Source organism: Bradyrhizobium sp. CCBAU 45394, assembly GCF_028128655.1.
GTDB classification, from domain to species: domain Bacteria; phylum Pseudomonadota; class Alphaproteobacteria; order Rhizobiales; family Xanthobacteraceae; genus Bradyrhizobium; species Bradyrhizobium diazoefficiens.
On the sequence record NZ_LBIX01000177.1, the window covers coordinates 711,248 to 734,916 of the forward strand.

Consider the following 23,669-nt stretch of genomic DNA (forward strand, 5'->3'; position numbering starts at 1 on the left):
CGGCGAACGCTGCCCTGTGCTCAGGCTTCGATGCGGATGATGCCGTACGGGTTGAACTTGAAGTCGTCCTCGGCGTAGTCCTGTTCCCGCGAGAGCGTAAGCTTGCGATCGCGCAGCGTCGCGTCGATGCCGCGCTCGGCCATCGCGTTTGCGATCTCCTCCATGAGCATCACCGCGGACCATTCGTTGCCGCGCGATTTCGCGACATAGACCTCCGGCAAACCGAGGAGGTGATAGCCGACGGTCTCGTAATAGCGATCGCCGCCGAGCGGGCGCTTGGCGAAGGCAAGACGACAGGCCTTCGCGAGGGCGAGCGTCATGCCAAGGCCCTCGCTGGTCTTTGCGCCTGTGCGTGCCTGATCGGCGAGACTGCGCCATCGCGCAAGCCCGTGGGCAACGCCTGCGCTTTCGCCCTTCACGGCGGTGGCACCGGCCTCGATCATCTCCTCGACGATGCGCAAGGCCGCTGCCGAATAGGCGACCGTCTTCTGCTGGTCCATCGGCGGGCTCAGCACGTAGAGCACCGATTTGTGGTTGGCCACGGCTGCTTCGTCGGCGGCAGACCATGCATTGGGAAAGACACGGTCCCAGCACACGCCGAACGACCGCTCCAGGTGCGGATCGGGCTTGGCTTGCGAATAGGTGCGGTCGATCTCGAAGTTGAAATCCGCGATCGTCCTGGCCACCGCCTTCGGTGGCTGCAGCAGGCTGTCGTCCTTGCCGAGGAAGCAGAGCACGTGACGTGGTTTCACGGACGAAGGCTGCATGCTCGTTCCTTGCTGGTCATTTGCGAAGGCGCGACTGGCGACGATAAGGCCGGCGGCCTTGAGCAGATGTCTGCGAATTGGGTCCATGTCCGCAACAATGTCAGCAAAAAGCCCCCGGCTCGCGAGAACCGGGGGCGTGTTTCTCTCGATGCGGAAAGGGCGTCAGCCCTTCGTCATCGTGATGTTGACGCCGCGGATCTCGCCCTTGGAACTGATCTGCACCGTCTGCTTGGTGCCGTTGGTGCGCAGCGACAGGTTGGCGGCGAAGCCGTTGGCCTCGACGAACACCTCGATCTGGCCGCCGCCGGCGGTGCCCTGGAGATTGCCGAAGATGTTGCGGCTGGCCTCGCTCCAGTTGCCGGAGATGCGGTCGCCCTGGCTCGTCACGTCGCTGGTGAGGTCGAACTTGTAGCTGTCGGACGCGCAGTGCAGCGCCTGCTTCAGGTTGAGACCGCTGCCGGCGACCTTGTAGTCGGCCTTGCAGCGGATGCGCTCGGTGGAGCCGTCGGACAGCGACACCGTGCCGGTGCCGGTCCACGCGCCGTCAAAACCGGCAAACGGTCCGGACGACTGTGCGTGGCTTGCCGAAACCGAGAAGAGCAGCGCAGCCGCGATGCCGGCCGCCTTGATTGCCAGTCCAGATCGCCCAAAGAATTTCATCACAAATATCCCGTTTTGGAACGACGTCCGCTCAAGATCGGGACGTCTCGCCACATCGAAGGTTTAGTGCTTCGAGCCCGTGTCAGGTTCAAAGCCTGGCCGCCAGAGATGGCGGTTCATGAGGCCTTGCGCCATGCCCGGCGGCTGCGATTTCCCGTGTTTCGGCATGTTTCCGGCCGAAACGGAGGGGCTGAGCGATGCAGCTCTGCAACAGGCGTGCAGTAAAATGCGGGCCGCCTGAATTATGACGTAGTATCAATCCCTTACATCTGCCAATGAAGGCGCAGGGAAGACCTGATTTGGTGGATGTGGCGCCAATTTGGCCGCATTTGCCAGTGCTTGTGCCTTCTCCGAGGCCGCACGCTCCGCGGCGACTTGCCATCAGAACATTCCGTTCCGGTCGTCCGCCCTGTGCTGTCCGGGATTGGTGCGATTCTGCCGTCAGAATGAAGGAATACAATGCGTAAGCTTCTCGTCGCTCTCACCCTGCTGTCGGCGTCCCTTTCCACGGCGGCATTTGCCCAGCAAGGGCGTGGCACGGACTCCGAGCAGAAGGCCTGCACGCGCGATGTGCAGAAGTTCTGCCGTCCGGTCATCGATCAGGGCGATTTCACCATCCTGGCCTGCCTGAAGGAGAACCGGACCAAGATCTCGCAGGCCTGCGACCAAGTTCTGAAGAACCACAACCAGTAAGCTCGGCCACTGGCCCACAAGGGCGGCCCCGGGGCCGCCTTTTTCAGGCCGGATCCGCAGGGCAGCCTTCGAGAGACAGGATTGGTTTTGCGGCCGTATTCCCCTATATGGGGGCCGCGGCGGCATCGCCGGCACGAGCCCGCGCGAGCGAAAAAGCTCTTCCTGTCCAAACGATTGTAAACCAGCCCTCGATGACCTCTGCGAGCGAATTGCGATCCGGCAAGGGTGACCGCGACGAGAATTTTCCCGTCGCGTCCTGGATCATTCATCCGCGTCATCGCGCGCTGATCCTGGCGTATTACAATTTCGTCCGTACTGCCGACGACATCGCCGACCACGCGACGCTGCCAGGCGACCAGAAGCTCGCCTATCTCGACCTGCTCGAGGCGGAACTGCTCGGCAAGGGCGACACCCAGGCCGAAGCCGTCGTCTTGCGGCGCGCGCTCGCCGAGCGCGGCATGGCGCCGCGCCACGCGCTCGACGTGCTCATCGCCTTCCGCATGGACGTCACCAAGCTGCGCTACGAGAACTGGGACGAGGTGATCCACTATTGCCGTTACTCGGCGATGCCGGTCGGCCGTTTCATGCTCGACGTCCACGGCGAGAGCACCTCGACCTGGGCCGCGTCGGACGCGCTTTGCGCGGCGCTCCAGATCAACAACCACCTCCAGGATTGCGGCAAGGATTTTCGCGAGCTCAACCGCGTCTATCTGCCGCGCGATGCGCTGGCCGCGAGCGGCGCCTCGGTCGAGCAGCTCGGCCTTGCCCAGTCGCCGCCGGCGATGCTGGCCTGCCTTCAGGGGCTCGCCGTGCGCAACGAAGCGCTGCTGGACGAGGGCAGGTCGTTAACTGCGGAGATCCGGGATTTCCGCCTCGGCATCGACGTCGCGGTGATCCAAGCCTATGCTGACCGCATCGTGCGCCTGCTCAAGGTGCGCGATCCCCTGCGCGAGCGCGTGCATCTCAACAAGTTCGAGCTCCTCACCTTCAGCCTCGCCGGCATGATCGGCGAAGTCGGCCGCCGCGCGATCGGACGCAAGGCCATTTCCAGACCGGGGACTGCACATGACGCTTGAGGCGACCTCGCCCGGCGCCAGTTATGGCTCGACCGCATCCGGCAGCTCGTTCTACGCCGCGATGCGCATCCTGCCGCATGACCAGCGCGAAGCGATGTTCCAGATCTACAGCTTCTGCCGGCAGGTCGACGACATCGCCGATTCCGACGGCCCGCGCGAGGAGCGGCTCGCCGCGCTTCAGGCGTGGCGCACCGACATCGACGCGCTCTATCAGGGCAATCCGCCGCCGCGGTTGAAGGACTACGTCGCCTCGGTGAAGACCTTCGGGCTCAAGCGCGAGGATTTCCTGGCCATCGTCGACGGCATGGAGATGGACGTGCCGCAGGACATCCGCGCACCCGACATGGCGACGCTCGATCTCTATTGCGATCGGGTCGCCAGCGCAGTGGGGCGGCTGTCGGTGCGGGTGTTCGGCCTGCCCGAAGAGGACGGCATCCAGCTCGCCTATCATCTCGGCCGCGCGCTTCAGCTCACCAACATCCTGCGCGACATCGACGAGGACGCCGGCCTCGGCCGGCTCTATCTGCCGCGCGAAGCGCTGCTGCATGCCGGCATCACCTCCAACGACCCGAACCGCGTCATCGCCGAGCGTGCGCTGCCGAAGGTCTGCCTGCCGCTGGCGCAGCGCGCGAAGGTCCATTTCGAGAAGTCGGACGAGATCATGAACCGCAACAAGCGCCGCACCGTGCGTGCGCCGCGGATCATGTCGAAATACTATCATTCCATTCTGGACCTCCTGATCGCGCGCGGCTTCAACGCGCCGCGCGAGCCGGTGCGTGTGTCGAAGGTCACACGCATCCTGATCCTGCTCCGTTACGCTTTCATCTGATGCAAAACACAGCTCACATCATCGGCGCTGGAATTTCCGGCCTCTCCGCCGCCGTGCGGCTCGCCAATGCCGGCTTCAAGGTCGCCGTGCACGAGGCGACGCACCAGGCCGGCGGCCGCTGCCGTTCTTATTTCGACGGCGCAACCAACCTCACCATCGACAACGGCAATCATCTGCTGCTGTCGGGCAACAGCCATGCGCGCGCCTATGCGCGCTCGATCGGGACCGAGGCGGGCCTGGTCGGCCCTGAAAGCGCGCAGTTTCCCTTCGTCGACATCAAGACCGGGCAGCGCTGGCAGATCGATCTCGGCACCGGCCGGCTGCCGACCTGGGTGCTCGACGAGAGCCGCCGCGTTCCCGACACGGGCCTCACCGACTATCTCAAGCTGGCGCCGCTGATCTGGGCCTCGGAGGAGACGCTGGTCGGCAAGTCCATTCCTACCGAAGGCGTGCTCTATCAGCGCCTGGTGCAGCCGCTGCTGCTCGCCGCGCTCAACGTCGATCCGCCCGAGGGCTCGGCCGGACTCGCCGGCGCGATCGTGCGCGAGACGCTGCTTGCCGGCGGACAGGCTTGCCGTCCCTTGATCGCGCGCGACGGCCTTAGCGCCGTGCTGATCGAGCCCGCCGTGAAGTTCTTGCAGGAGCGCGGCCACTCGGTTCAGCTCGGCCATGAGCTGCGCGCGTTCGTGACCAGTGACGGCAAGGCCGGCGCGCTGAATTTCGGCGGCGAGGACGTGATCCAGCTCGCCGACGGCGATGTCGTCGTGATGGCGGTGCCGCCGCGTGCCGCCGCCAGCCTGCTGCCGGGCCTGAAGACGCCGACCGAATTCCGCGCCATCGTGAATGCACATTTCCGTTTTGAGCCGCCGCCGGGTTCGCCGCCGATCCTGGGCGTGATCGGCGGCATCGTGGAATGGCTGTTCGCGTTCCCGAACCGGCTTTCCGTGACCATCAGCAACGGCGACCGTCTCGTCGACATGCCGCGCGAGGAACTCGCGCAAGCGATCTGGAACGACGTCTGCGAGGCAGGCGGCGTTTCCGGCGAGCTGCCTCCCTGGCAGATCGTGCGCGAGCGGCGCGCCACCTTTGCCGCCACGCCGGCGCAGAATGCCCTGCGTCCGGGGCCGGTCACCGCGCTGAAAAACCTGTTCCTCGCCGGCGACTGGACTGCTACGGGATTGCCTGCAACCATCGAGGGATCGGTCCGGTCCGGTGATCGCGCCGCCGATCTGGTGCTGGCCGCACAGCGGCCCTGACGGGAATTTGTCCCGGTCAATTCAAATCAACTATCGGAGTAATCGAGCCAGATGGATTCCTTGAACGCGACCGCCCGCGAAGCCCAGGAATCCAAGATCTCGGAATCGAAGATCTTGGAATCGAAGATCTTGGAATCGAGCATTGCGTCCGCCACGCAAGGCGTCCTCGGCTTCCAGCAATCCGACGGCCATTGGGTGTTCGAGCTCGAGGCCGACTGCACGATTCCGGCCGAATACGTTCTGTTGCGCCACTATCTCGCCGAGCCGGTCGACACCGTGCTCGAGGCCAAGATCGGCAATTATCTCCGTCGCGTGCAGGGCACCCATGGCGGCTGGCCGCTCGTGCATGACGGCGAGTTCGACATGAGCGCCAGCGTGAAGGCGTACTTCGCGCTGAAGATGATCGGGGATTCCATCGACGCCCCGCACATGGTGCGTGCGCGCGAGGCGATCCACGCCCGCGGCGGCGCTATTCACAGCAACGTCTTCACGCGCTTCATGCTCGCGATGTTCGGCATCGTGACCTGGCGCGCGGTGCCGGTGCTGCCGATCGAGATCATGCTGCTGCCGTTCTGGTCGCCGTTCCACATCAACAAGATCTCCTACTGGGCGCGCACCACCATGGTGCCGCTGATGGTGATCGCCGCGCTGAAGCCGCGCGCGAAGAATCCGAAGGGCGTCGGCATCGACGAGCTGTTTCTCCAGGATCCGCGCTCGATCGGCATGACCGCGAAGGCGCCGCACCAGAGCATGGCCTGGTTCCTGCTGTTCCGTTCGCTCGATGCGATCTTGCGCGTCATCGAGCCGCTGTTTCCGAAGAGCCTGCGCAAGCGCGCCATCGACACCGCGCTCGCCTTCAGCGAGGAGCGGCTCAACGGCGAGGACGGCATGGGCGCGATCTATCCGCCGATGGCCAACCTCGTCATGATGTACGACGCGCTCGGCAAGGACGAGAACTATCCGCCGCGCGCGGTCACGCGCCGGGGCATCGACAAGCTGCTCGTGATCGGCGACGACGAGGCCTATTGCCAGCCCTGCGTCTCGCCGGTGTGGGATACGACGCTGACCGCCCACGCGCTGCTGGAAGCCGGCGGCGACAAGGCCGTGCCTGCGGCGAAGCAAGGCCTCGACTGGCTGATCCCGAAGCAGGAGCTCGAGGTGAAGGGCGACTGGGCCGTGAAGCGGCCCGACGTGCGCCCGGGCGGCTGGGCGTTCCAGTACAACAATGCCTACTATCCCGATCTCGACGACACCGCGGTCGTGGTGATGTCGATGGACCGGATGCGCCGGGAGCACGGCGTCACCGGCTATGATTCCGCGATCGACCGTGGCCGGGAGTGGATCGAGGGCATGCAGAGCGACGACGGCGGCTGGGCCGCCTTCGACGTCAACAATCTCGAATATTACCTGAACAACATCCCGTTCTCGGACCACGGCGCACTGCTAGATCCGCCGACCGAGGACGTCACCGCGCGCTGCGTCTCGATGCTGGCCCAGCTCGGCGAGACCGCCAAGACCAGCAAGCATGTGGCCGACGGGGTCGCCTACCTCCGCAAGACCCAGCACCCGGAAGGGTCCTGGTACGGCCGCTGGGGCATGAACTTCATCTATGGAACCTGGTCGGTGCTCTGCGCCCTGAACATGGCCGGCGTCCGCCACGACGACCCGATGATTCGGAAAGCCGCCGACTGGCTGGCCTCGATCCAGAACAAGGACGGGGGCTGGGGCGAGGACGCCGTCAGCTACCGGCTGGACTACAAGGGCTGGGAAGCCGCCCCCTCGACCGCCTCGCAAACGGCATGGGCCTTGCTTGCCCTGATGGCGGCAGGCGAGGTTGATCACCCGGCCGTCGCCCGCGGGGTGGAGTACCTGATTGCAACACAGAACGAAAAAGGACTGTGGGACGAGCAGCGGTACACCGCCACAGGCTTTCCCCGTGTATTCTATCTACGGTATCATGGTTACTCGAAGTTCTTCCCGCTGTGGGCGCTGGCGCGGTACCGGAACTTGCGGAACACCAACAGCAGGGTGGTAGGGGTCGGAATGTGACTTTGGGGACGGGGGACTATCTTACCGCGGGCAATGCCATTGATCCGCGGCCAATACTCATTGTGACCGGTCTGGTTCAGGAGGCCCGCATCGCGGCGGGCCCCGGAATGGCCGTCATCTGCTCGTCCAGCAGCCCGACCCAGTTGCGGGCGCTCCTGACCGTGGTGGATCCTGAGACGATTCGCGGCGTGATCTCGTTCGGCGTGGCCGGCGGGCTCGACCCGACGCTGCGCTCCGGCGACGTCGTGCTGGCGACCGAGGTGCTGTCAGGCGACACCCGTTGGGCTGCTGGCCTATCGCTCGGCGACGACCTGATCGACCGCCTCACGTCAGGGCGCCGCCGCGTGGTGCGCGGCAGCCTCGCCGGCGCCGAGGAAGTGGTCACCGGGCGGTCCTGCAAGGCGGCGCTGCATTCGGAGACCGGCGCCTCCGCCGTCGACATGGAAAGCCACATCGCGGCCGCCTACGCCGCCGAGGCGGGGCTGCCCTTTGCCGCGGTCCGCGTCATTAGCGACCCCGCCCATCGCGCGCTGCCGGCGCTCGCCCGCGCCGCGATCAAGCCGAACGGCCAGATCGACCTCGCGGCCGTCCTGCGTGGCATCGTGCGCAATCCGACGACGCTGCATGCCCTGGTCTCGACCGGCATCGACTTCAACCGCGCGCTGCGCTCCCTGCGCGGCTGCCGCGACTTCCTGATCGGCACCGAGCTGGTCGACAGCGAGGCGCTGGTCGCCGAGACGGTCTGAGCGTCTCGATCTGACAAAAGAAAAGGCCCGGTCGCCATTGGCGACCGGGCCTTTTTCGTTCGTGGCGTTGTTCTCGCTTACGCCGCCGTCGAGGCCTTCCGTGCGGCCTTCTGCTCGGCGGCGGCGGCCTCGTCCTTGCGGATCTCGGAGAGCTTCTTCTGGACCTGCTCCGAGAAGATGTACTGCGCCGGGCGCTGCTTGCTCATGTCGATCTCCGGCGCCATCGGGCCAGAGGTCTTGACGCCGCGCAGCGACACCCACATCGCCTTCAGCGGGTTGTTCAGCGCTGCGGTCGCCGCGGTCGGCTCGTAGCCGCAATGGGCCATACAGTCGGCGCACTTCTCGTACTTGCCGGTGCCGTAGGTCTCCCAGTCGGTGGTGTCCATCAGCTCCTTGAAGGTCTTGGCATAGCCTTCACCGAGCAGATAGCAGGGCTTCTGCCAGCCGAAGATGTTGCGCGCGGGCATGCCCCACGGCGTGCACTCGTATTCCTGGTTGCCGGCGAGGAAGTCGAGGAACAGGCCGGAATGCATGAAGTTCCACTTCTTGCCCTTGCCCATCGCGAAGACGTCGCGGAACAGCTTCTTGGTCTTGGTGCGGTTGAGGAAGTGCTCCTGGTCCGGCGCGCGCTCATAGGCGTAGCCCGGCGACATCGAGACGCCGACACCGAGCTCGACCGTGAGGTCGAGGAACTTCGTGATCTCCTCGGCCGGATGGCCGTCGAAGATGGTGGCGTTGACGTTGACCGTGAAGCCGCGCGCCTTGGCCGCCTTGATCGCGGAGACGGCGCGGTCGAACACGCCCTTCTGCGACACCGCCTTGTCGTGATGGTCCTTCAAGCCGTCGAGATGCACGGAGAAGAACAAATACGGGGAAGGCTCGAACAAATCGAGCTTCTTCTCGAGCAGCAGCGCGTTGGTGCAGAGCGACACGAACTTCTTGCGCGCGACGAGGCCGCGCACGATCTCGCCGATCTCCTTGTGGATCAGCGGCTCGCCGCCGGGAATGGCGACCATCGGCGCACCGCATTCGTCGGCCGCGTCCCAGCACTCCTGCGCCGTCATGCGGCGGTTCAGGATCGCATCCGGATAATCGATCTTGCCGCAGCCGACGCAGGCGAGGTTGCAGCGGAACAGCGGCTCCAGCATCAGCACGAGCGGATAGCGTTTGCGGCCAAGCAGTTTCTGCTTGAGCAAATAGCCGCCGATACGCATTTCCTTGAAGAAGGGGATAGCCATTACACGTTTCTTTCTGGGCTTGAAATTCGGGTGGGTCAGCTCGCAGCCAGTTCGGCCGGAAGCCGGAATTCGATGTTTTCCTCGCGGCCCGGCAGCACCTGGACCTTGACTGGTCCGATCCGCCGCATCGCTTCGATCACGTCATCCACGAGTACCTCGGGCGCCGAGGCGCCGGCCGTGACGCCGACGGTCCTGGCATCTTTCAACCACTCCGGATTGAGCTCGCTGCCGTCGGCAATCAAATAACTCGCGACACCGGCTTCAGTGCCGATTTCGCGGAGCCGGTTCGAGTTCGAGCTATTGGCAGCGCCCACCACCAAGATCACGTCGACCAGCTTGCTCAAGTCCCTTACCGCAGATTGGCGGTTCTGTGTCGCATAGCAGATATCCCGGATATCCGGGCCTTGAATATCTGTAAAGCGGGCCTGAAGGGCCGAAATGATGTCCCTGGTGTCGTCCACCGACAGGGTGGTCTGGGTGATGTAGGCCACTGGCGTATCCGCCGGCAGCGTGAGGGCGTTAACCTCTTCAACGCTTTGAACAAGCAGCACGGGGGCGGGAACCTGGCCCATCGTGCCCTCGACCTCGGGGTGGCCGGCATGGCCGATCAGGATCAGGGTGCGGCCCTTGGTGATATAGCGCTTCCCCTGATTGTGAACTTTCGTGACCAGGGGGCAGGTGGCATTGAGCACCGGAAGGTCGCGCGCGGCGGCCTCTTCCTCGACGCTGCGGGCGACGCCATGGGCGCTGAAAACGGTCACCGCCTTTGGCGGAACCTCGGACAGCTCCTCGACGAAGATAGCACCCTTGTTCTTCAGGCTCTCGACCACGTATTTGTTGTGCACGATCTCGTGGCGCACGTAGACGGGCGGGCCGAACTTCTCCAGCGCCCGTTCCACGATCTCGATCGCCCGCACCACGCCCGCGCAGAAACCGCGCGGTTGCGCTAGATAAACTTCCATAGGACGCCCATCACGCAAGTTGCACCAATCCGCTTCAAAGTTCCCGGCGGCACCTCGATACTGACCAATGAGTTGCAATATCCGCACCATTGGTTTCGCGCACGCGGTAGCCACCCACCCCCGTCGGGGCTCCGGCGCATGGAGGCGCAATACTTTGTGTCAAAAAATCGGCAGAAAGGAAAGGTCGGATAGACCTTTGGTTCCCCGCCGGCTCAATCGCACGGTATTATAGTATGGAAATTGCCATGAGCAAAATGGCGACATTTGTGCTCACCCCTTCGTCACTTTCCCGCCTCAACTCCCCGGCTATACCGACCGCCCCGCATGATTTTGCCACGGTCCGCGCCGTTTACCTCGAACCTTCTTGCGGCGAGAGCCACTTAAAACAGCAATAGGTTTCGCCCGGGAACTCCGATAAACAGCGGGCGTTTTCGGCAAGCTGTTAACACCAGAAAGAAAAGATGTGCTGCAAAGCGTAGTCGTTGCCATCGTCAGGGCCTGTACCCGGTTTGCCTCCCTCGTCGTCGTTCTCGGGCTCCTGCTTGCGGTGGGGGCCGGCTATTACACGTCCAAGCACTTCGCCATCAACACCGACATCAACTCGCTGATTGCCCAGAATCTGGACTGGCGCCAGCGCGACCAGCAATTCGACCGCGCCTTCGACCGCGACGCGACGATTACGGCAGTGGTCGAGGCAAAGACGCCGGAAATGGCGACCGCGGCATCGGACGCGCTGTTTGCCAAGCTAAAGGACGACAAGACCAACTTCCAGTCGATGCAGCAGCTCGGCACCGGCGAGTTCTTCGAGAAGAACGGCCTCTTGTTCCTGCCGACCGAGGAGGTCGCCAAGGTCACCGGCGAGTTCGAATCGGCGGCGCCCCTGATCGAGATCATGGCGGGCGACCCCTCGATCCGCGGCCTGACCGGCGCGCTGGAGACGGGACTTGCCGGCGTCAAGCGCGGCCAGGTCAAGCTCGACAATACCGCGCGGCCTTTCAACCTGATCGCGCAGACGGTCGAGACCGTGCTCAACAAGGGCAATGCGAGCTTCTCGTGGCGCGAACTCGTCAGCGACGAGCCGCTGTCGGATTCCGACAAGCGCGCCTTCATCGAGTTCAAGCCGATCCTCGACTACAACGCGCTGGAGCCCGGCAAGGGCGCTACCGACGCGATCCGCAAGGCTGCGGCGGATCTGGATTTCGCGACCAAATACCAGGCGCGGGTGCGACTGACCGGCCCGGTGCCGATCGCCAATGAGGAATATGCCACCGTCCAGGAAGGCGCCGTCGTCAACGGCGTCGGCACCGTCCTCGTCGTGCTGCTGATCCTGTGGCTGGCGCTGCACTCGGCGAAGATCATCTTCGCGGTGTTCGTCAATCTCTTCGTCGGCCTTGCCATCACGACCGCCGCCGGCCTGATGATGGTCGGATCGTTCAATTTGCTGTCGATCGCGTTCGCGGTGCTGTTCGTCGGCCTCGGCGTCGATTTCGGCATCCAGTACAGCGTCCGCTACCGCTCGGAGCGCTACAAGCACAACGACCTTTCGGGTGCGCTGGTGCTGGCAGCGAAGCGCTCTGCGGTGCCGCTGTCGCTTGCGGCGATGGCGACCGCGGCAGGCTTCCTTTGCTTCATGCCTACGGACTATCAAGGCATCGCGGAGCTCGGCCAGATCGCCGGCGTCGGCATGCTGGTGGCTTTCCTCTCTTCGATCACCGTTCTGCCGGCAATGCTGAAGCTGCTCAACCCACCCGGCGAGAAGGAGCCGGTGGGCTACGCCTTCCTGGCGCCGCTCGATCACTTCCTGGAGAAGCATCGTGTGCTGGTGGTGGGGGGCACGCTGCTGCTCGCGCTCGCCGGCTTGCCGCTGCTCTATTTCATGAAGTTCGACTTCAACCCGATGAACCTGCGCAACCCGAAGGCCGAATCGATCGCGACCTTCCTCGACCTGCGCAAGGATCCCAACACCGGTGCCAATGCCATCAACGTGATGACGACGTCCGAGGAGCAGGCACGGCAGGTCGAGGCGAAGCTGGAGAAGGTGCCGGAGGTGCTGCGCGTGATGTCGCTCGACAGCTTCGTGCCGCAAGACCAGCAGCCGAAGCTGAAGCTGATCGCACAGGGCGCCAAGGTGCTGAACCCCGCGCTCAATCCCGACCAGATCGATGCCGCGCCGTCGGACAAGGAGAACGTCGATGCGCTGAAATCCTCGGTCGACAATCTGCGCCGGACCGCCGGCGATGCGAAGGGGCCGGGCGCGGTCGCCTCGCGCCGCCTTGCGGACGCGCTCGAGAAGCTCGCCAATGCCGACGAGGCCATGCGCAACAAGGCGCAGGACGTGTTCGTCACGCCGATGAAGATCGTGTTCGACCAGCTCAGGAACGCGATGCAGGCCGAGCCGGTCACCCTGAAGTCATTGCCGCCCGATCTGGTCAGCGCCTGGAAGAGCAAGGACGGCATCATCCGCGTCGAGGCGCTGCCCAAGGGCGATCCCAACGACAACGACACCCTGCGCAGATTTGCGGCGGCGGTGCTCGTTGCCGAGCCGACCGCGATCGGCGGGCCGGTCTCGATCCTGAAATCCGGCGACACCGTGGTGAAGGCGTTCATCCACGCCGGCGTCTACGCGCTGCTGGTGATCGGCCTTCTGCTGTGGATCACGCTCCGCCGGTTCGTGGACGTGCTGATGACGCTGGTGCCGCTCCTGGTTGCCGGCGCGGTCACGCTCGAGATCTGCGTGCTGATCGGCCTGCCGCTCAACTTCGCCAACATCGTCGCGTTCCCGCTGCTGCTCGGCGTCGGCGTTGCCTTCAAGATCTACTATGTCGTGGCCTGGCGCTCGGGCAGAACAAACCTGCTTCAGACCAGCCTGACACGCGCGATCTTCTTCAGCGCGCTGACGACGGCGACGGCGTTCGGCAGCCTGTGGCTGTCGAGCCATCCCGGCACGTCCAGCATGGGCAAGCTGCTGGCGCTCTCACTGGTGACGACGCTCGCCGCCGTGCTGCTGTTCCAGCCGGCCCTAATGGGCAAGCCCCGCAATCTCAGGGAGTAGGCAGATGTCGCCGACGGGGTCGGCGGCGCCCTTCTGACCGGGCTTGGCCGTCGTGGCGGTTTTCGGGGCCGGCGCGGGCGCAGGCGCTGTGGCGCCCGTCGTGCCTTGGGGCGCCGTGCCTTGGGGTGGTGCAGTGCCTTGGGCTTTCGGCGCCGCGCCGGTGGGCTTCGGCGCGCCCTTGGCCATGGCGTTGGCGGGGCTCAAGGGGATCGGCGGTCCGACCCGGGTCCAGGTTTCGCCGCCGCAGAGGAAGCCCATCACGCAGCCCTTGATCTCAAGCTGGTCGGTACCGGCCGGAGTGATGGTCGCGCTGTAGAGCTGGCCGTCTTTCGCGTTGTAGACCTGTCCTTCCCACTGATCGACGCCGGGCTTCTTCTTCATGTCGATCAGGGTCGCCATGCCCAGCGTCGGCCTGTTCTGTTTCGAGACATCCGGGTTGTTCTCGTCACGGCCGCCAGGCTGCTTTTCCCAGGAAACCGCGCCCCACATGCTGCCATTGCATTGGGCGACACGGATGTTGGCGACGCCGTCGGCGACCCGCCAGTCGCCGGTGGGGTCGGCGGCGAGAGCAGGAGTCAGGCAGGCGTAACCGCCAGCCAGTATAATTCCGGTGTAAAGGGCCAAACGCATGAGTGTTCCTTGGCAGTGCAACATGGTTTAAAGCTGTGCTTGCGAAGATGGTCCGAAAAAGGGCAAAAGGCCGCACAGACCGTTTTCTGTAACGGTCCGTTTCCAGTTGACGAGACGGCCCTCAACCGAAGTATGTAGCGGATGCACAGCCCAAATCCAGACATGTCTCAACTGTTCGCGGACCGTCAGGCCCAGCGCAGTGCCCTGCATAATCGGTATCTGAACGAGCAGTTCGTTCGGGTTCTCAAGACCATCGGCTACGACGTCGGCTTCCAGAAGGGGCAGGGGCAGTACCTCTACGACCGCGACGGGGCGCGCTATCTCGACCTGTTGTCCGGCTTTGGCGTGTTTGCGATCGGGCGCAATCATCCGGTCATGCGCGATGCGCTCAAGAGCGTGCTCGATGCCGACCTGCCCAACCTCGTCCAGTTCGACGTCTCGACGCTCGCCGGCGTGCTCGCCGAGCGCCTCCTGAAATACGTTCCCTATCTCGACAAGGCGTTCTTCGCCAATTCCGGGGCGGAATGCGTCGAGGCCGCGATCAAGTTCGCACGTGGCGCCACCGGCCGTCCCGGCATCGTCTATTGCGCCCACGGCTATCACGGCCTGACCTATGGCGCGCTGTCGCTGACGGGTGACTCGAACTTCCGCACCGGTTTCGAGCCGCTGCTGCCCGGCTGCACCCCGGTCCCCTTCAACGATCTCGCCGCGCTCGAAAAGGCGCTGGCCTCGCGCGAGGTCGCGGCCTTCGTCGTCGAGCCGATCCAGGGCAAGGGCGTCAACATGCCCACCGACGAGTTCCTGCCCGGTGCGGCAGCACTCTGCAAGAAATACGGCACGCTGTTCGTCGCCGACGAGATCCAGACCGGCATGGGCCGCACCGGCCGCTTCCTCGCGGTCGAGCACTGGAACGTCGAGCCCGACATGGTGCTGCTGTCGAAGTCGCTGTCGGGCGGCCACGTGCCGGTCGGCGCGGTGCTGACGCGCAAGGGCATCTTCGACAAGATCTTCAACCAGATGGATCGCGCGGTGGTGCACGGCTCCACCTTCTCCAAGAACGATCTGGCGATGGCCGCGGGCATCGCCACGCTCGATGTCATGGAGTCCGAGAAGCTGATCGAGTCCGCCGCCAAGCGCGGCGCCGAGCTGCGCCTTGCGCTGACGCGCATGGTGCCCGGCTACGAGCTGATGAAGGAAGTGCGCGGCAAGGGCCTGATGATCGGCGTTGAGTTCGGCCCGCCGAAGTCGCTGCGCCTGCGGGCGTCCTGGAACGTGCTGGAGGCCGCCAACAAGGGCCTGTTCTGCCAGCTCATCACCGTGCCGCTGTTCAAGGATCACAAGATCCTGACGCAGGTCGCCGGCCACGGCAGCCACACCATCAAGCTGCTGCCGCCGCTCACCATCACCGAGGAAGACTGCGGCTGGATCGAGCGCGCCTTCGACGACGTCATCGCCGGCAGCCACAAGGTCCCCGGTGCGATCTGGTCGCTCGGCAAGACGCTGGTGGACAACGCGGTGCGAAGGTCGGCTTAGGCACCGTCCGCGTTATCGATATAGTTTGCGGGAGCGCTTGGCCTCGCGCAATGCGGGCAAGGGTAGAGATCTCGTTCTATGCGATCGATGATTGCGCTTGTCTCGGTTCTCTTATTTCTGACGTTCGCGATATCCGTCTCTTTCGCTTGGCTCAGCTATGATAGTTACAAGCGATCGGTGCCTAAACCCCACATAGTCGGACCTCTCACCGCCATACGTGCGTCCATGCGTACAGTGCACCTTCCTTACGAGCCTGCTCTGTCCGAGGCCTGCTTGATGTACCTTAAGCGCTTCAGGATCGCGGCCATGGTTGCCGCCATGGCGTCGATCCTGATGGTGGCATTTGTCGTGGCAGTGCGAGCGCTTGATCTCCAGCGTCACCTTGACTGAAGAAGCTACCCCTCCACATTCACCTTCATCGCCGCCCCGAACTTGTCGACGAACTCGGCGAGCTCGTCGGCGCCGAGATCGCTGACCGCCCAGAAATTCAGGCCGCGATCGCCCCAGCGGCGGCAGTTGAAGCCCTGCATGGTCTGGGTCTTCGGCGGCCGGTGTTCGGTGCTCGAGGTCTGCGACACGAACAGGTTGATCACGTGCTGCCGGCGCCGGTAGACGACGGCGCCGATGGCGCGGGCGTCGATATAGTCGAGCCGGCCGCCGACCAGCGTAAAACCCTGCGCGGTGAGGTCGATCACGGGCGGGGCGACGTCGAGCTTGCCGTTGAACCAGGGTTTGACGGTGTGCTGGTCGGTCGAGATCACGTCGGTGAGATGGCCGGCCTGAAGCGAGCGTAGATGGGCGGAGACGACCTCCGACAGGATGCGCTGCTGGTCGTCCTGGCGCAGCACCACGGCGACGACGCCGGAGGCGGCGAGCGCGGAGACCGCCGAGCCCATCGCAAAGCCGCGCAGCACGGAGCGGCGGGTCGGTTGCAGGCGCTGCGGCTGAGGCATCGAGGCCTCGATGCGGGCGCGCAGGCTCGCCGGTGCGGTGTAGCGCAGATTGGTGTCGGCCAGCACGCGCTGCATGTCGCGTTGTGCCGCAAGCTCCGCGGCGCAGGCCGGGCAGCCGGCGATATGGGCTTCGACTTCGCGCGCGTGGCCGGCATCGAGCTCGTTGTCGATCAGCGCGTGAAGCAGGATTCTTGCCTCGTCGCAGGTCATCTTGGATGCTCCTCTTCCGCCGTCCAGGCCGCGCGCAGCATGGCGCGGGCGCGGGCGAGGCGGGACATCACGGTGCCGACGGGGGCGCCGACGGCCTCGGCGATTTCACGATAGGACAGGTTGTTGATCTCGCGCAGCACGAAGGTTTCCTTGAACGGCTCGGCGAGCGCATCGATCAGCTTGCGGATGGCGCCGGCATCGCGGCTGCGCAGCACTTCGGTTTCCGGGCTTGCCCCGGTCTCCTGCCAGATCGGCGTCTGCTCGGCGGCGCCGGGCGTATCCTCGATCGCGCTGGGCCTGTGCGCGCGACGCGCATATTCTGCGTTGCAGACGTTGCGCAGGATCGCGAACAGCCAGGGCTTCATCGCCGGCCCGCGATAGCTGTCGAAGTGCTTCAGCGCGCGCAGATAGCACTCCTGCACCGCGTCCTCGGCATCGGAGGCGTCGCGCAGCAGATAGCGCGCGAGCGTGTAGACGTCGTCGAGATAGGGCAGCGCCGCTTCGCGGAAGCGCTGCGCCTTCTGCAGATCGTCGGTGGCGGGCATCGCTCCTCGCTTTGCCTCTTGTTCTGCCTGTGGCTTCGTTCCGTCCCTGTGTGTGACGGAACGCACACGAGCCCGGCCGGCGTGGGACCACCGGCCGGGCAAGACGTTGATGCCTTGGTTGGAGACGTTACTCAACCTTGATCATCCCCGTCATGTGCGGGTGCAACGAACAAAAATATTTGTAGTCGCCCGCATTGGTGAAGGTGAACGAGAACTTGTCGTCGGTGTCCAGGGTCTTGGACCTGAACTTGCCGGCCGAGACGATCGTGTGCGGGATGTCGTCCCGGTTGGTCCAGGTCACGGTGGCGCCGACCTTGATCTTGAGCTCGGCCGGCTGGAAAACGAAATTGTCGATGTGCACGTCCATGTCGTCGGCCCGGGCGGTTGTTGCGGGCAGCAGGACGGCCGCGGCCAGAGCGAGACCGAGGTCGACGCCGAAGTCGCGGCGATTGAGTGTCTTCATTGTCAGCTTCCATTCAACCTTGGATTCAGCCCTGGAGCGGTGTGTCGATGATCGCGAGCCGCTGCTCGTTCTGCTTGAAGTTGATGCTGGCGACGCCGAGCATCGAGCGCAGCCTTGCGTCCTCGACCTTCATCGGTCCGGGCGAAGGAGCTGCCCCCGGCGCCGGCTGCGGGAAGGCGGTCGAGCGCGCGGTGTGGAAGGTGACGTTGCCTTCGACCTTCTGCATCACCTGGTGGATGTGGCCGTTCAGCACGGTGACCGAGCCGAAGCCCTTGACGTATTCGAGCGCGCGGCCGCCATCCTCGGTGCCCCAGCCCCATTCCGGATAGACGGTCCAGAGCGGGATGTGGGCGAACAGCACGACCGGCGTCGATTTCGACTTGCCGCGCAGGTCGTCCTCCAGCCAGGCAAGCTGCTCGGCGCCGAGATTGCCGAGGCCGCCGGCCTTGAGGTCGACGACGTTGACGAGGCCGACGAAGTGCACGCCGCCGGCATCGAAGGAGTACCAGCCGTGCCCCTTGGTGCCGCGGCCGTAGCGCTCGCGATAGAGCTTCACCTCCTCGTCGATGAAGTCATGCTCGCCGGGGACGTAGTGCACGTCGAGCTTGGTCTGCGAGATGATGCGTTCGGCATTGTCGAACTCGGCGGCCTTCGACAGATGGGTGATGTCGCCGGTGTGGATCATGAACGACGGCTTGGCCGGCATCGCGTTGATCTTGTTGATGGCTTCCTCCAGCGTGCCGAGCGCGTTGGGATTGGCCGGCTTGTCGAAGCCGACATGGCTGTCGCTGATCTGGAGGAAGGTCATGCCGGGCGCGGCCGCGGTGGCGGCTTGCGCGGAATCGATGATGCCGAGCGAGCGCGGCACGCCGCCCGTGATGGTCCAGAGCACCCCGGTGCCGGCCCAGGTCATGCATTCCAGCACCTTGCGGCGGTTGACGCCGTCATCCCCGTGATCGTGTCCGCTCATCGCAACGTCTCCACTTCGCCCGGAATTGGGCTTCGGGGAGGTGATTGGGGGAGGGCGGGGTTTATTCCCGGATCGGATGACGATTTCGTGAAGTCGGGAGGTGCCGCGACTTGGAAAGCATGGAAATCTTGACCTCGGAGGTCATTTTCTATGGCTGGGCTCAAAGCTAGGCTGGCCCCATGACAGCGCACCAGCTTCCTTTCGGGATCCTCTTGAGACGTTGGCGCGAGCGGCGACGCCTCACGCAGACTGATCTGGCTCTCGCGGCCAATAGCTCAACCCGGCATTTGTCATGCCTCGAAACCGGGAAAGCGCAACCAAGCCGGGCCATCATCAACCGTCTGACAGACCTTCTCGATGTTCCGCTTCGGGATCGCAACAGATTGCTGCTCGCGGCGGGGTTTGCGCCAGCGTACGAGGAGACGTCGATCGACGGCCTCGAAGCAGCGAGGGCGGCGATGGATCGCATTCTCGAGGCACACAAGCCCTTTCCCGCCTTCGCAGTGGATCGGCGTTGGAACGTGGTGCTTTCAAATGGCGCTCTTCCCCAGCTCTATGAAGGATGTTCGGAAGCACTCCTAGAGCCACCCATCAACGCGATGCGTCTCATGCTGCATCCGGCAGGCATGGGACCGCGAATCCTGAACCTCGCGGCATGGCGCGCCTATTGCTTGAGCGTGCTGCGTCAGCAGATCGAGGCCGGCGCCGATCCCTGGCTGCAAAATCTGCTCGCAGAGGTCGCAGCGTATCCCGCCCCGTCAGACTCGACCACCAGCATGGGCTTCGAGCAGTCCGAGCGGCTAGCCACCCCGCTGCGTATCACGACGCGCCTCGGCACCATGTCCTTTTTGAATACCGTGACCGTCTTCGGCACCGCCACTGACATCACCTTGGCCGAACTCGCCCTCGAAATGCTGTTTCCGGCAGACAACCGTACGATCGAGCTTGCAAACCTGATGCAGTCGGAGCTTGTCGATCAGACATCGCCGGTCGCTGTCGAGAGGGGACGGGCAGGCGCCAGAGAGTACGTGCTCATGCGCAGATAGCGCCGCCCGACTCTCCACGAGGTCATCTGGTCTTCGGGGAGCGCTTCGGATCCGCCCTGATTGGTTCCCACACGCCGATTTTGCGCTCACTCGCCAGTATTCTCGGGAGAGCATCATGCCACGCGTGCCGGTAGGGACGGTTCAGTTGCACGTTGACGACATCATCGTGGTTGTCCCACGTCTCGTAGAGCATGAAGTGGTTTTCGGACGTCGGATCCTGGTGCAGGACCGCCTCACAATATGTCGTCTCGACCTTCATCGCGTCCAGGACTTCACAGAGGCGCTCCAGAAATTCCTCCCGCTTGCCGGGGACAACTTGAAACTCGATGGCATATGAAACGGGCATGAATCACTCCGCCTTCGTGTCGTCGGACATTGCGATGCGGGCCTGTCAGGCCGGATAGAACTGGTAGTCCTGGACTATCTTTCCAGCATCCGAGACGACAACGAATTCCAGGCCTTTGCCCAGCACGGTATCCGCGTTGGCTGGCAACATCTCCCAATAGAATGCCACCACGTTGCCTTCCCGGCGAGCGCCGGGCACTGCGCGAAAGCGATTTCCCGCATCGCGCACGAATTCGTTGTGCGATTCAATGATGCGCAGCTCGAGCGCATCATGCCCAACGACCTTGCGCGACTCGACATAGTGCTCACCTTGCGGAATCCATAATTCCGCGACTTGTCGCTTCCGCTTTTCAGAGTCCCGCTCGTTCCACACAGCCACATATCGATCGGCAAGCTCGTTCAAATTCATTTTTTGCTTCCTCGTCTTGCGTCACCCGCTGAGAGCGCAGACGCCTGTCCGCGCTGCGCCTGGCCCTCATACCTGCAGGCCGACGGGCGGTCGATGACGTGGGAAGTCAAAAACGAAATCATTCGACCTAAGGACTGGAAGTTTGACTTACTTCGCATCCTCCAAGATCATCGTCGCACCTTTCTCGGCGATCATTGCGGTCGGCGTGTTGGTATTGCCCGACGTGATCGTCGGCATGATCGAGGCATCGACGATGCGAAGGCCGCTGAGGCCGTAGAAGCGGAGACGTTCGTCGACCACCGCCATCGGATCGTTCGCCGCGCCCATCTTCGCCGTGCCGACGGGATGGAAGATGGTGGTGCCGATATCGCCCGCGGCTTTGGCGAGCGAGGCATCGTCGTCGCCGACGGAAGGGCCGGGCAGATATTCGCTCGGGTGATATTTTGCCAGCGCCTTCTGCTGCATCAGGCGGCGGGTGGTGCGGATGGCGTCGGCGCCGACCTGGCGGTCGTCGTCGGTCGACAGGTAGTTCGGCGCGATGATCGGCTTCTCGTCCGGGCTCGCCGAGCGCAGCCGCACGGTGCCGCGCGAGGTTGGCTGCAAGTTGCAGGCGCTCACGGTGATGGCGGGGAAGCGGTGCAGGGGATCGCCGAACTTGTCGAGCGACAGCGGCTGTACGTGGAACTGGATGTTGGCGCGTGCGCGCGTCGCATCGGAACGCGTGAAGATGCCGAGTTGCGACGGCGCCATCGTCAGCGGTCCGCGGCGGCGGAAGGCGTAGTCGAGCCCCATCAGGCCGCGGCGGAACAGGTTGTAATAGGTCTCGTTCAGCGTGCGCACACCCTCGACCTTGTAGATCGCGCGCTGCTGGAGATGGTCCTGCAGATTGCGGCCGACACCGGGCTTGTCCATCATCACGTCGATGCCGAGCGGCGACAGCCAGTCGGCAGGCCCGATGCCGGAGCGATGCAGCACCTGCACCGAGCCGATCGCGCCGGCCGACAGGATCACCTCGCGCTTCGCGCGCGCTTCGATGATCTCGCCGTTCTGGACGAAACGCACGCCGACGGCGCGGCCCTGCTCGATGATGAGACGGTCGACCAGCACGTGCTTCTCGAGCCGCAGGTTGGGCCGGTTCAGCGCGGGCTTGAGGAAGCCGCGCGCCGAGGACCAGCGCCGGCCGCGCTTCTGGTTGACGTGGAAATAACTGGTGCCTTCGTTGTCGCCGGTGTTGAAATCCGGGATGCGCTTGATGCCCATTTCTTCTGCGGCATCGCCGACGGCATCGAGAACCTCCCACGACAGCCGCGGCGCCTCGATGCGCCAGCCCCCGCCGACGCCGTGATGCTCGCTCGCGCCCAGGAAGTGATCCTCGATCCGCTTGAACAGCGGCAGCACGTCGTCATAGCCCCAGCCGGTCATGCCGAGCTGGCGCCAATGGTCGTAATCGGCGGCCTGTCCGCGCATCGAGATCATGGCGTTGATCGCCGAGCAGCCGCCGATCACCTTGCCGCGGGGATAGGCCAGCGCGCGGCCGTTCAGGCCCGGCTCGGCCTCGGTCTTGAACATCCAGTCCGAGCGCGGATTGCCGATCGCGAAGAGGTAGCCGACCGGAATGTGGAACCAGATCCAGTTGTCGTCGCCGCCGGCTTCGAGAATGAGGACGCGATTTTTCGGATCGGCCGACAGGCGGTTGGCGAGAATGCATCCTGCCGTGCCTGCCCCGACGACAATGTAGTCAAACTCACCTTCGAGCCGCCTTGGCATTCTGCTTCCACCCGGATGGTCACTTGATGTTCCGTCCTAATAGGCAGACGCAGCGGTTCGGGACAAGTCCGGCCATGACGAGAGGGCAGGGCTCCCCCCGATCCGCGGCGGTTAGGTGGACTGCGGCTTGCATGGTAGACAGTCCTGTATTCCCAACAAAGCTTGAGACCATCCATGCCCATCGTGAACCGCGTCGCCGACCTTCAACCCGATATTCAGGCCTGGCGCCGGGACATCCACCAGCATCCCGAATTGCTGTATGACGTTCACCGCACCGCAGCATTCGTCGCGGACCGCCTGCGTGAATTCGGCTGCGATGAGGTCGTGACCGGCCTCGGCCAGACCGGCGTGGTCGGCGTGATCAAGGGCAACAAGCCAGCCGGCGAAGGGCTGAAGACCATCGGCCTGCGCGCCGACATGGACGCGCTGCCGGTCGAGGAGCAGACCAACCTGCCTTACGCCTCGAAGAATCCGGGCAAGATGCACGCCTGCGGCCATGACGGCCACACCGCGATGCTGCTTGGGGCGGCCCGCTACCTCGCCGAGACCCGGAATTTTGCCGGCGATGCTGTCGTGATCTTCCAGCCGGCCGAGGAGGGCGGTGCCGGCGGCGCGGCCATGGTCAAGGACGGGCTGATGGAGCGCTTCGGCATCGAGCAGGTCTACGGCATGCATAACGGCCCGGGCATCCCGATCGGCTCGTTCGCGATCCGGCCGGGCCCGATCATGGCGGCGACCGACGAGGTCGATATCATGATCGAGGGCCTCGGCGGCCATGCCGCGCGACCGCACAAATGCATCGATTCCGTGCTGGTCGGCGCGCAGGTGATCACCGCGTTGCAGTCGATCGTGGCGCGCAGCGTCGATCCGCTGGAATCGGCCGTGATCTCGATCTGCGAATTCCACGCCGGCAACGCCCGCAACGTCATTCCGCAGACCGCGACGCTGAGGGGCACCATCCGCACGCTGTCGCCGGACGTGCGCAAGCTGGTCGAGAAGCGCGTGCACGAAGTGGTGGCGGGCGTGGCGCAGATCACCGGCGCGAAGATCGACCTGCACTACAAGCGCAACTATCCCGTCGTGAACAACCACGCCGCGGAGACCGAGGTGGCGCGGCGTATCGCAAGGCAGGTCGCGGGCGAAGCCAATGTGCACGAGATGCCGCCGCTGATGGGCGGTGAGGATTTTGCCTATATGCTGGAAGCGCGCCCCGGCGCCTTCATCTTCTGCGGCAACGGCGACAGCGCCGGCCTGCATCACCCCGCCTATAATTTCAACGACGAGGCGATCGTGTTCGGCACGTCCTACTGGGTCAAGCTGGTCGAGGAGTCGCTCGCAGCGTCGTAGGCGCGGCGTCCTTCACCTCGCCCCGCTTGCGGGGCGAGGTCGGATTTTTCGCGAAGCGTAAAATCCGGGTGAGGGGGACTCTCCGCGAGTCCGTCTCTCACCGTGATCGCGGAGGCAGCCCCT

The 23,669-nt window shown here is 64.4% G+C and carries 22 protein-coding genes; 10 read left to right on the top strand and 12 right to left on the bottom strand.

Annotation, left to right across the window (positions count from 1 at the left end; all coding sequences use genetic code 11):
• Window positions 1-20: 20 nt before the first annotated feature.
• Window positions 21-854, bottom strand: coding sequence for a hypothetical protein (locus tag WN73_RS44025; protein ID WP_271558441.1), 834 nt, complete (start codon window positions 852-854; stop codon window positions 21-23).
• A gap of 75 nt (window positions 855-929) precedes the next feature.
• A complete protein-coding gene (locus tag WN73_RS44030) occupies window positions 930-1,427 on the bottom strand; it encodes a hypothetical protein (RefSeq protein WP_271558442.1) in 498 nt (165 codons plus the stop codon).
• A gap of 459 nt (window positions 1,428-1,886) precedes the next feature.
• Here WN73_RS44030 and WN73_RS44035 point away from each other — a divergent pair, with 459 nt between their 5' ends.
• The 6 genes from WN73_RS44035 (at window position 1,887) to WN73_RS44060 (ending at window position 8,076) form a co-directional block, all read left to right on the top strand.
• Complete coding sequence (locus WN73_RS44035; RefSeq protein WP_028172330.1) at window positions 1,887-2,120, top strand: hypothetical protein; 234 nt, start codon at window positions 1,887-1,889, stop codon at window positions 2,118-2,120.
• Window positions 2,121-2,311: 191 nt separating this feature from the next.
• On the top strand, window positions 2,312-3,196 hold the full coding sequence (gene hpnC, locus WN73_RS44040; RefSeq protein WP_271558443.1) for a squalene synthase HpnC: 885 nt from the start codon (window positions 2,312-2,314) through the stop codon (window positions 3,194-3,196).
• Complete coding sequence (hpnD, locus tag WN73_RS44045) at window positions 3,186-4,025, top strand: presqualene diphosphate synthase HpnD (RefSeq protein WP_011085786.1); 840 nt, start codon at window positions 3,186-3,188, stop codon at window positions 4,023-4,025. Before hpnC ends, hpnD begins: the two co-directional genes overlap by 11 nt.
• A complete protein-coding gene (gene hpnE / locus WN73_RS44050) occupies window positions 4,025-5,281 on the top strand; it encodes a hydroxysqualene dehydroxylase HpnE (protein ID WP_011085787.1) in 1,257 nt (418 codons plus the stop codon). The genes hpnD and hpnE overlap by 1 nt, the downstream gene beginning before the upstream one ends.
• Before the next feature lie 51 nt (window positions 5,282-5,332).
• Complete coding sequence (gene shc, locus WN73_RS44055; RefSeq protein ID WP_271558444.1) at window positions 5,333-7,330, top strand: squalene--hopene cyclase; 1,998 nt, start codon at window positions 5,333-5,335, stop codon at window positions 7,328-7,330.
• Window positions 7,327-8,076, top strand: coding sequence for a phosphorylase (locus WN73_RS44060; RefSeq protein ID WP_028172326.1), 750 nt, complete (start codon window positions 7,327-7,329; stop codon window positions 8,074-8,076). The genes shc and WN73_RS44060 overlap by 4 nt, the downstream gene beginning before the upstream one ends.
• 77 nt (window positions 8,077-8,153) lie before the next feature.
• Here WN73_RS44060 and hpnH read toward each other — a convergent pair whose 3' ends face one another.
• Together hpnH and ispH are read right to left on the bottom strand one after the other, a co-directional pair.
• Window positions 8,154-9,314 carry an adenosyl-hopene transferase HpnH gene (hpnH, locus tag WN73_RS44065; RefSeq protein WP_271558445.1) on the bottom strand — a complete coding sequence of 387 codons (1,161 nt, stop codon included), beginning with the start codon at window positions 9,312-9,314 and terminating at the stop codon, window positions 8,154-8,156.
• A gap of 35 nt (window positions 9,315-9,349) precedes the next feature.
• The gene (gene ispH, locus WN73_RS44070) at window positions 9,350-10,276 is read right to left on the bottom strand and encodes a 4-hydroxy-3-methylbut-2-enyl diphosphate reductase (RefSeq protein WP_011085791.1); all 927 of its coding nucleotides are present in this window, start codon (window positions 10,274-10,276) and stop codon (window positions 9,350-9,352) included.
• Between the two features lie 463 nt (window positions 10,277-10,739).
• Between ispH and WN73_RS44075 the strand changes: the two genes are divergently transcribed.
• A complete protein-coding gene (locus WN73_RS44075) occupies window positions 10,740-13,328 on the top strand; it encodes an MMPL family transporter (protein WP_011085792.1) in 2,589 nt (862 codons plus the stop codon).
• Here WN73_RS44075 and WN73_RS44080 read toward each other — a convergent pair.
• Window positions 13,296-13,958, bottom strand: a complete 663-nt coding sequence (locus WN73_RS44080; protein WP_028172324.1) for a DUF2147 domain-containing protein — start codon at window positions 13,956-13,958, stop codon at window positions 13,296-13,298. The two genes, WN73_RS44075 and WN73_RS44080, sit on opposite strands and share 33 nt — an antisense overlap.
• Before the next feature lie 141 nt (window positions 13,959-14,099).
• Here WN73_RS44080 and hpnO point away from each other — a divergent pair, with 141 nt between their 5' ends.
• Window positions 14,100-15,491: an aminobacteriohopanetriol synthase HpnO gene (gene hpnO, locus WN73_RS44085; RefSeq protein ID WP_011085794.1), complete on the top strand. Its 1,392-nt coding sequence runs from the start codon at window positions 14,100-14,102 to the stop codon at window positions 15,489-15,491.
• Between the two features lie 395 nt (window positions 15,492-15,886).
• On the opposite strand, the gene WN73_RS44090 is transcribed toward hpnO, so the two are convergent.
• From WN73_RS44090 to WN73_RS44105, 4 genes are all read right to left on the bottom strand, one after another.
• Entirely contained in the window at window positions 15,887-16,654 is a 768-nt protein-coding gene (locus WN73_RS44090) for an anti-sigma factor family protein (protein WP_028172322.1), read from the bottom strand.
• Window positions 16,651-17,199 carry a sigma-70 family RNA polymerase sigma factor gene (locus WN73_RS44095; protein ID WP_211433399.1) on the bottom strand — a complete coding sequence of 183 codons (549 nt, stop codon included), beginning with the start codon at window positions 17,197-17,199 and terminating at the stop codon, window positions 16,651-16,653. Before WN73_RS44095 ends, WN73_RS44090 begins: the two co-directional genes overlap by 4 nt.
• A gap of 127 nt (window positions 17,200-17,326) precedes the next feature.
• Window positions 17,327-17,662 (bottom strand): cupredoxin domain-containing protein, encoded by a 336-nt coding sequence (locus tag WN73_RS44100; protein WP_011085799.1) that lies wholly within the window; start codon window positions 17,660-17,662, stop codon window positions 17,327-17,329.
• A 25-nt stretch (window positions 17,663-17,687) separates the two neighbouring features.
• Window positions 17,688-18,632 (bottom strand): metallophosphoesterase family protein, encoded by a 945-nt coding sequence (locus WN73_RS44105; RefSeq protein WP_011085800.1) that lies wholly within the window; start codon window positions 18,630-18,632, stop codon window positions 17,688-17,690.
• Window positions 18,633-18,811: 179 nt separating this feature from the next.
• Between WN73_RS44105 and WN73_RS44110 the strand changes: the two genes are divergently transcribed.
• Complete coding sequence (locus WN73_RS44110) at window positions 18,812-19,678, top strand: helix-turn-helix transcriptional regulator (RefSeq protein WP_271558446.1); 867 nt, start codon at window positions 18,812-18,814, stop codon at window positions 19,676-19,678.
• 22 nt (window positions 19,679-19,700) lie between these two features.
• On the opposite strand, the gene WN73_RS44115 is transcribed toward WN73_RS44110, so the two are convergent.
• From WN73_RS44115 to WN73_RS44125, 3 genes are all read right to left on the bottom strand, one after another.
• Window positions 19,701-20,024: a putative quinol monooxygenase gene (locus tag WN73_RS44115; protein WP_011085802.1), complete on the bottom strand. Its 324-nt coding sequence runs from the start codon at window positions 20,022-20,024 to the stop codon at window positions 19,701-19,703.
• A gap of 45 nt (window positions 20,025-20,069) precedes the next feature.
• A complete protein-coding gene (locus WN73_RS44120) occupies window positions 20,070-20,432 on the bottom strand; it encodes a hypothetical protein (RefSeq protein WP_011085803.1) in 363 nt (120 codons plus the stop codon).
• Between the two features lie 147 nt (window positions 20,433-20,579).
• Window positions 20,580-22,199, bottom strand: a complete 1,620-nt coding sequence (locus tag WN73_RS44125; protein ID WP_028172319.1) for a GMC family oxidoreductase — start codon at window positions 22,197-22,199, stop codon at window positions 20,580-20,582.
• A gap of 174 nt (window positions 22,200-22,373) precedes the next feature.
• On the opposite strand from WN73_RS44125, the gene WN73_RS44130 reads away from it, so the two are divergent.
• Window positions 22,374-23,546, top strand: coding sequence for a M20 aminoacylase family protein (locus tag WN73_RS44130; protein WP_011085805.1), 1,173 nt, complete (start codon window positions 22,374-22,376; stop codon window positions 23,544-23,546).
• The last annotated feature ends 123 nt before the right edge of the window (window positions 23,547-23,669 follow it).

Bases quoted from the DNA above. Each gene is read 5' to 3' on its own strand.
- WN73_RS44025 (WP_271558441.1), bottom strand. From the start codon at position 854: ATGGACCCAATTCGCAGACATCTGCTCAAGGCCGCCGGCCTTATCGTC.
- WN73_RS44030 (WP_271558442.1), bottom strand. From the start codon at position 1,427: ATGAAATTCTTTGGGCGATCTGGACTGGCAATCAAGGCGGCCGGCATC.
- WN73_RS44035 (WP_028172330.1), top strand. From the start codon at position 1,887: ATGCGTAAGCTTCTCGTCGCTCTCACCCTGCTGTCGGCGTCCCTTTCC.
- hpnC (WP_271558443.1), top strand. From the start codon at position 2,312: ATGACCTCTGCGAGCGAATTGCGATCCGGCAAGGGTGACCGCGACGAG.
- hpnD (WP_011085786.1), top strand. From the start codon at position 3,186: ATGACGCTTGAGGCGACCTCGCCCGGCGCCAGTTATGGCTCGACCGCA.
- hpnE (WP_011085787.1), top strand. From the start codon at position 4,025: ATGCAAAACACAGCTCACATCATCGGCGCTGGAATTTCCGGCCTCTCC.
- shc (WP_271558444.1), top strand. From the start codon at position 5,333: ATGGATTCCTTGAACGCGACCGCCCGCGAAGCCCAGGAATCCAAGATC.
- hpnH (WP_271558445.1), bottom strand. From the start codon at position 9,314: ATGGCTATCCCCTTCTTCAAGGAAATGCGTATCGGCGGCTATTTGCTC.
- ispH (WP_011085791.1), bottom strand. From the start codon at position 10,276: ATGGAAGTTTATCTAGCGCAACCGCGCGGTTTCTGCGCGGGCGTGGTG.
- WN73_RS44080 (WP_028172324.1), bottom strand. From the start codon at position 13,958: ATGCGTTTGGCCCTTTACACCGGAATTATACTGGCTGGCGGTTACGCC.
- hpnO (WP_011085794.1), top strand. From the start codon at position 14,100: ATGCACAGCCCAAATCCAGACATGTCTCAACTGTTCGCGGACCGTCAG.
- WN73_RS44090 (WP_028172322.1), bottom strand. From the start codon at position 16,654: ATGACCTGCGACGAGGCAAGAATCCTGCTTCACGCGCTGATCGACAAC.
- WN73_RS44095 (WP_211433399.1), bottom strand. From the start codon at position 17,199: ATGCCCGCCACCGACGATCTGCAGAAGGCGCAGCGCTTCCGCGAAGCG.
- WN73_RS44100 (WP_011085799.1), bottom strand. From the start codon at position 17,662: ATGAAGACACTCAATCGCCGCGACTTCGGCGTCGACCTCGGTCTCGCT.
- WN73_RS44105 (WP_011085800.1), bottom strand. From the start codon at position 18,632: ATGAGCGGACACGATCACGGGGATGACGGCGTCAACCGCCGCAAGGTG.
- WN73_RS44110 (WP_271558446.1), top strand. From the start codon at position 18,812: ATGACAGCGCACCAGCTTCCTTTCGGGATCCTCTTGAGACGTTGGCGC.
- WN73_RS44115 (WP_011085802.1), bottom strand. From the start codon at position 20,024: ATGCCCGTTTCATATGCCATCGAGTTTCAAGTTGTCCCCGGCAAGCGG.
- WN73_RS44120 (WP_011085803.1), bottom strand. From the start codon at position 20,432: ATGAATTTGAACGAGCTTGCCGATCGATATGTGGCTGTGTGGAACGAG.
- WN73_RS44125 (WP_028172319.1), bottom strand. From the start codon at position 22,199: ATGCCAAGGCGGCTCGAAGGTGAGTTTGACTACATTGTCGTCGGGGCA.
- WN73_RS44130 (WP_011085805.1), top strand. From the start codon at position 22,374: ATGCCCATCGTGAACCGCGTCGCCGACCTTCAACCCGATATTCAGGCC.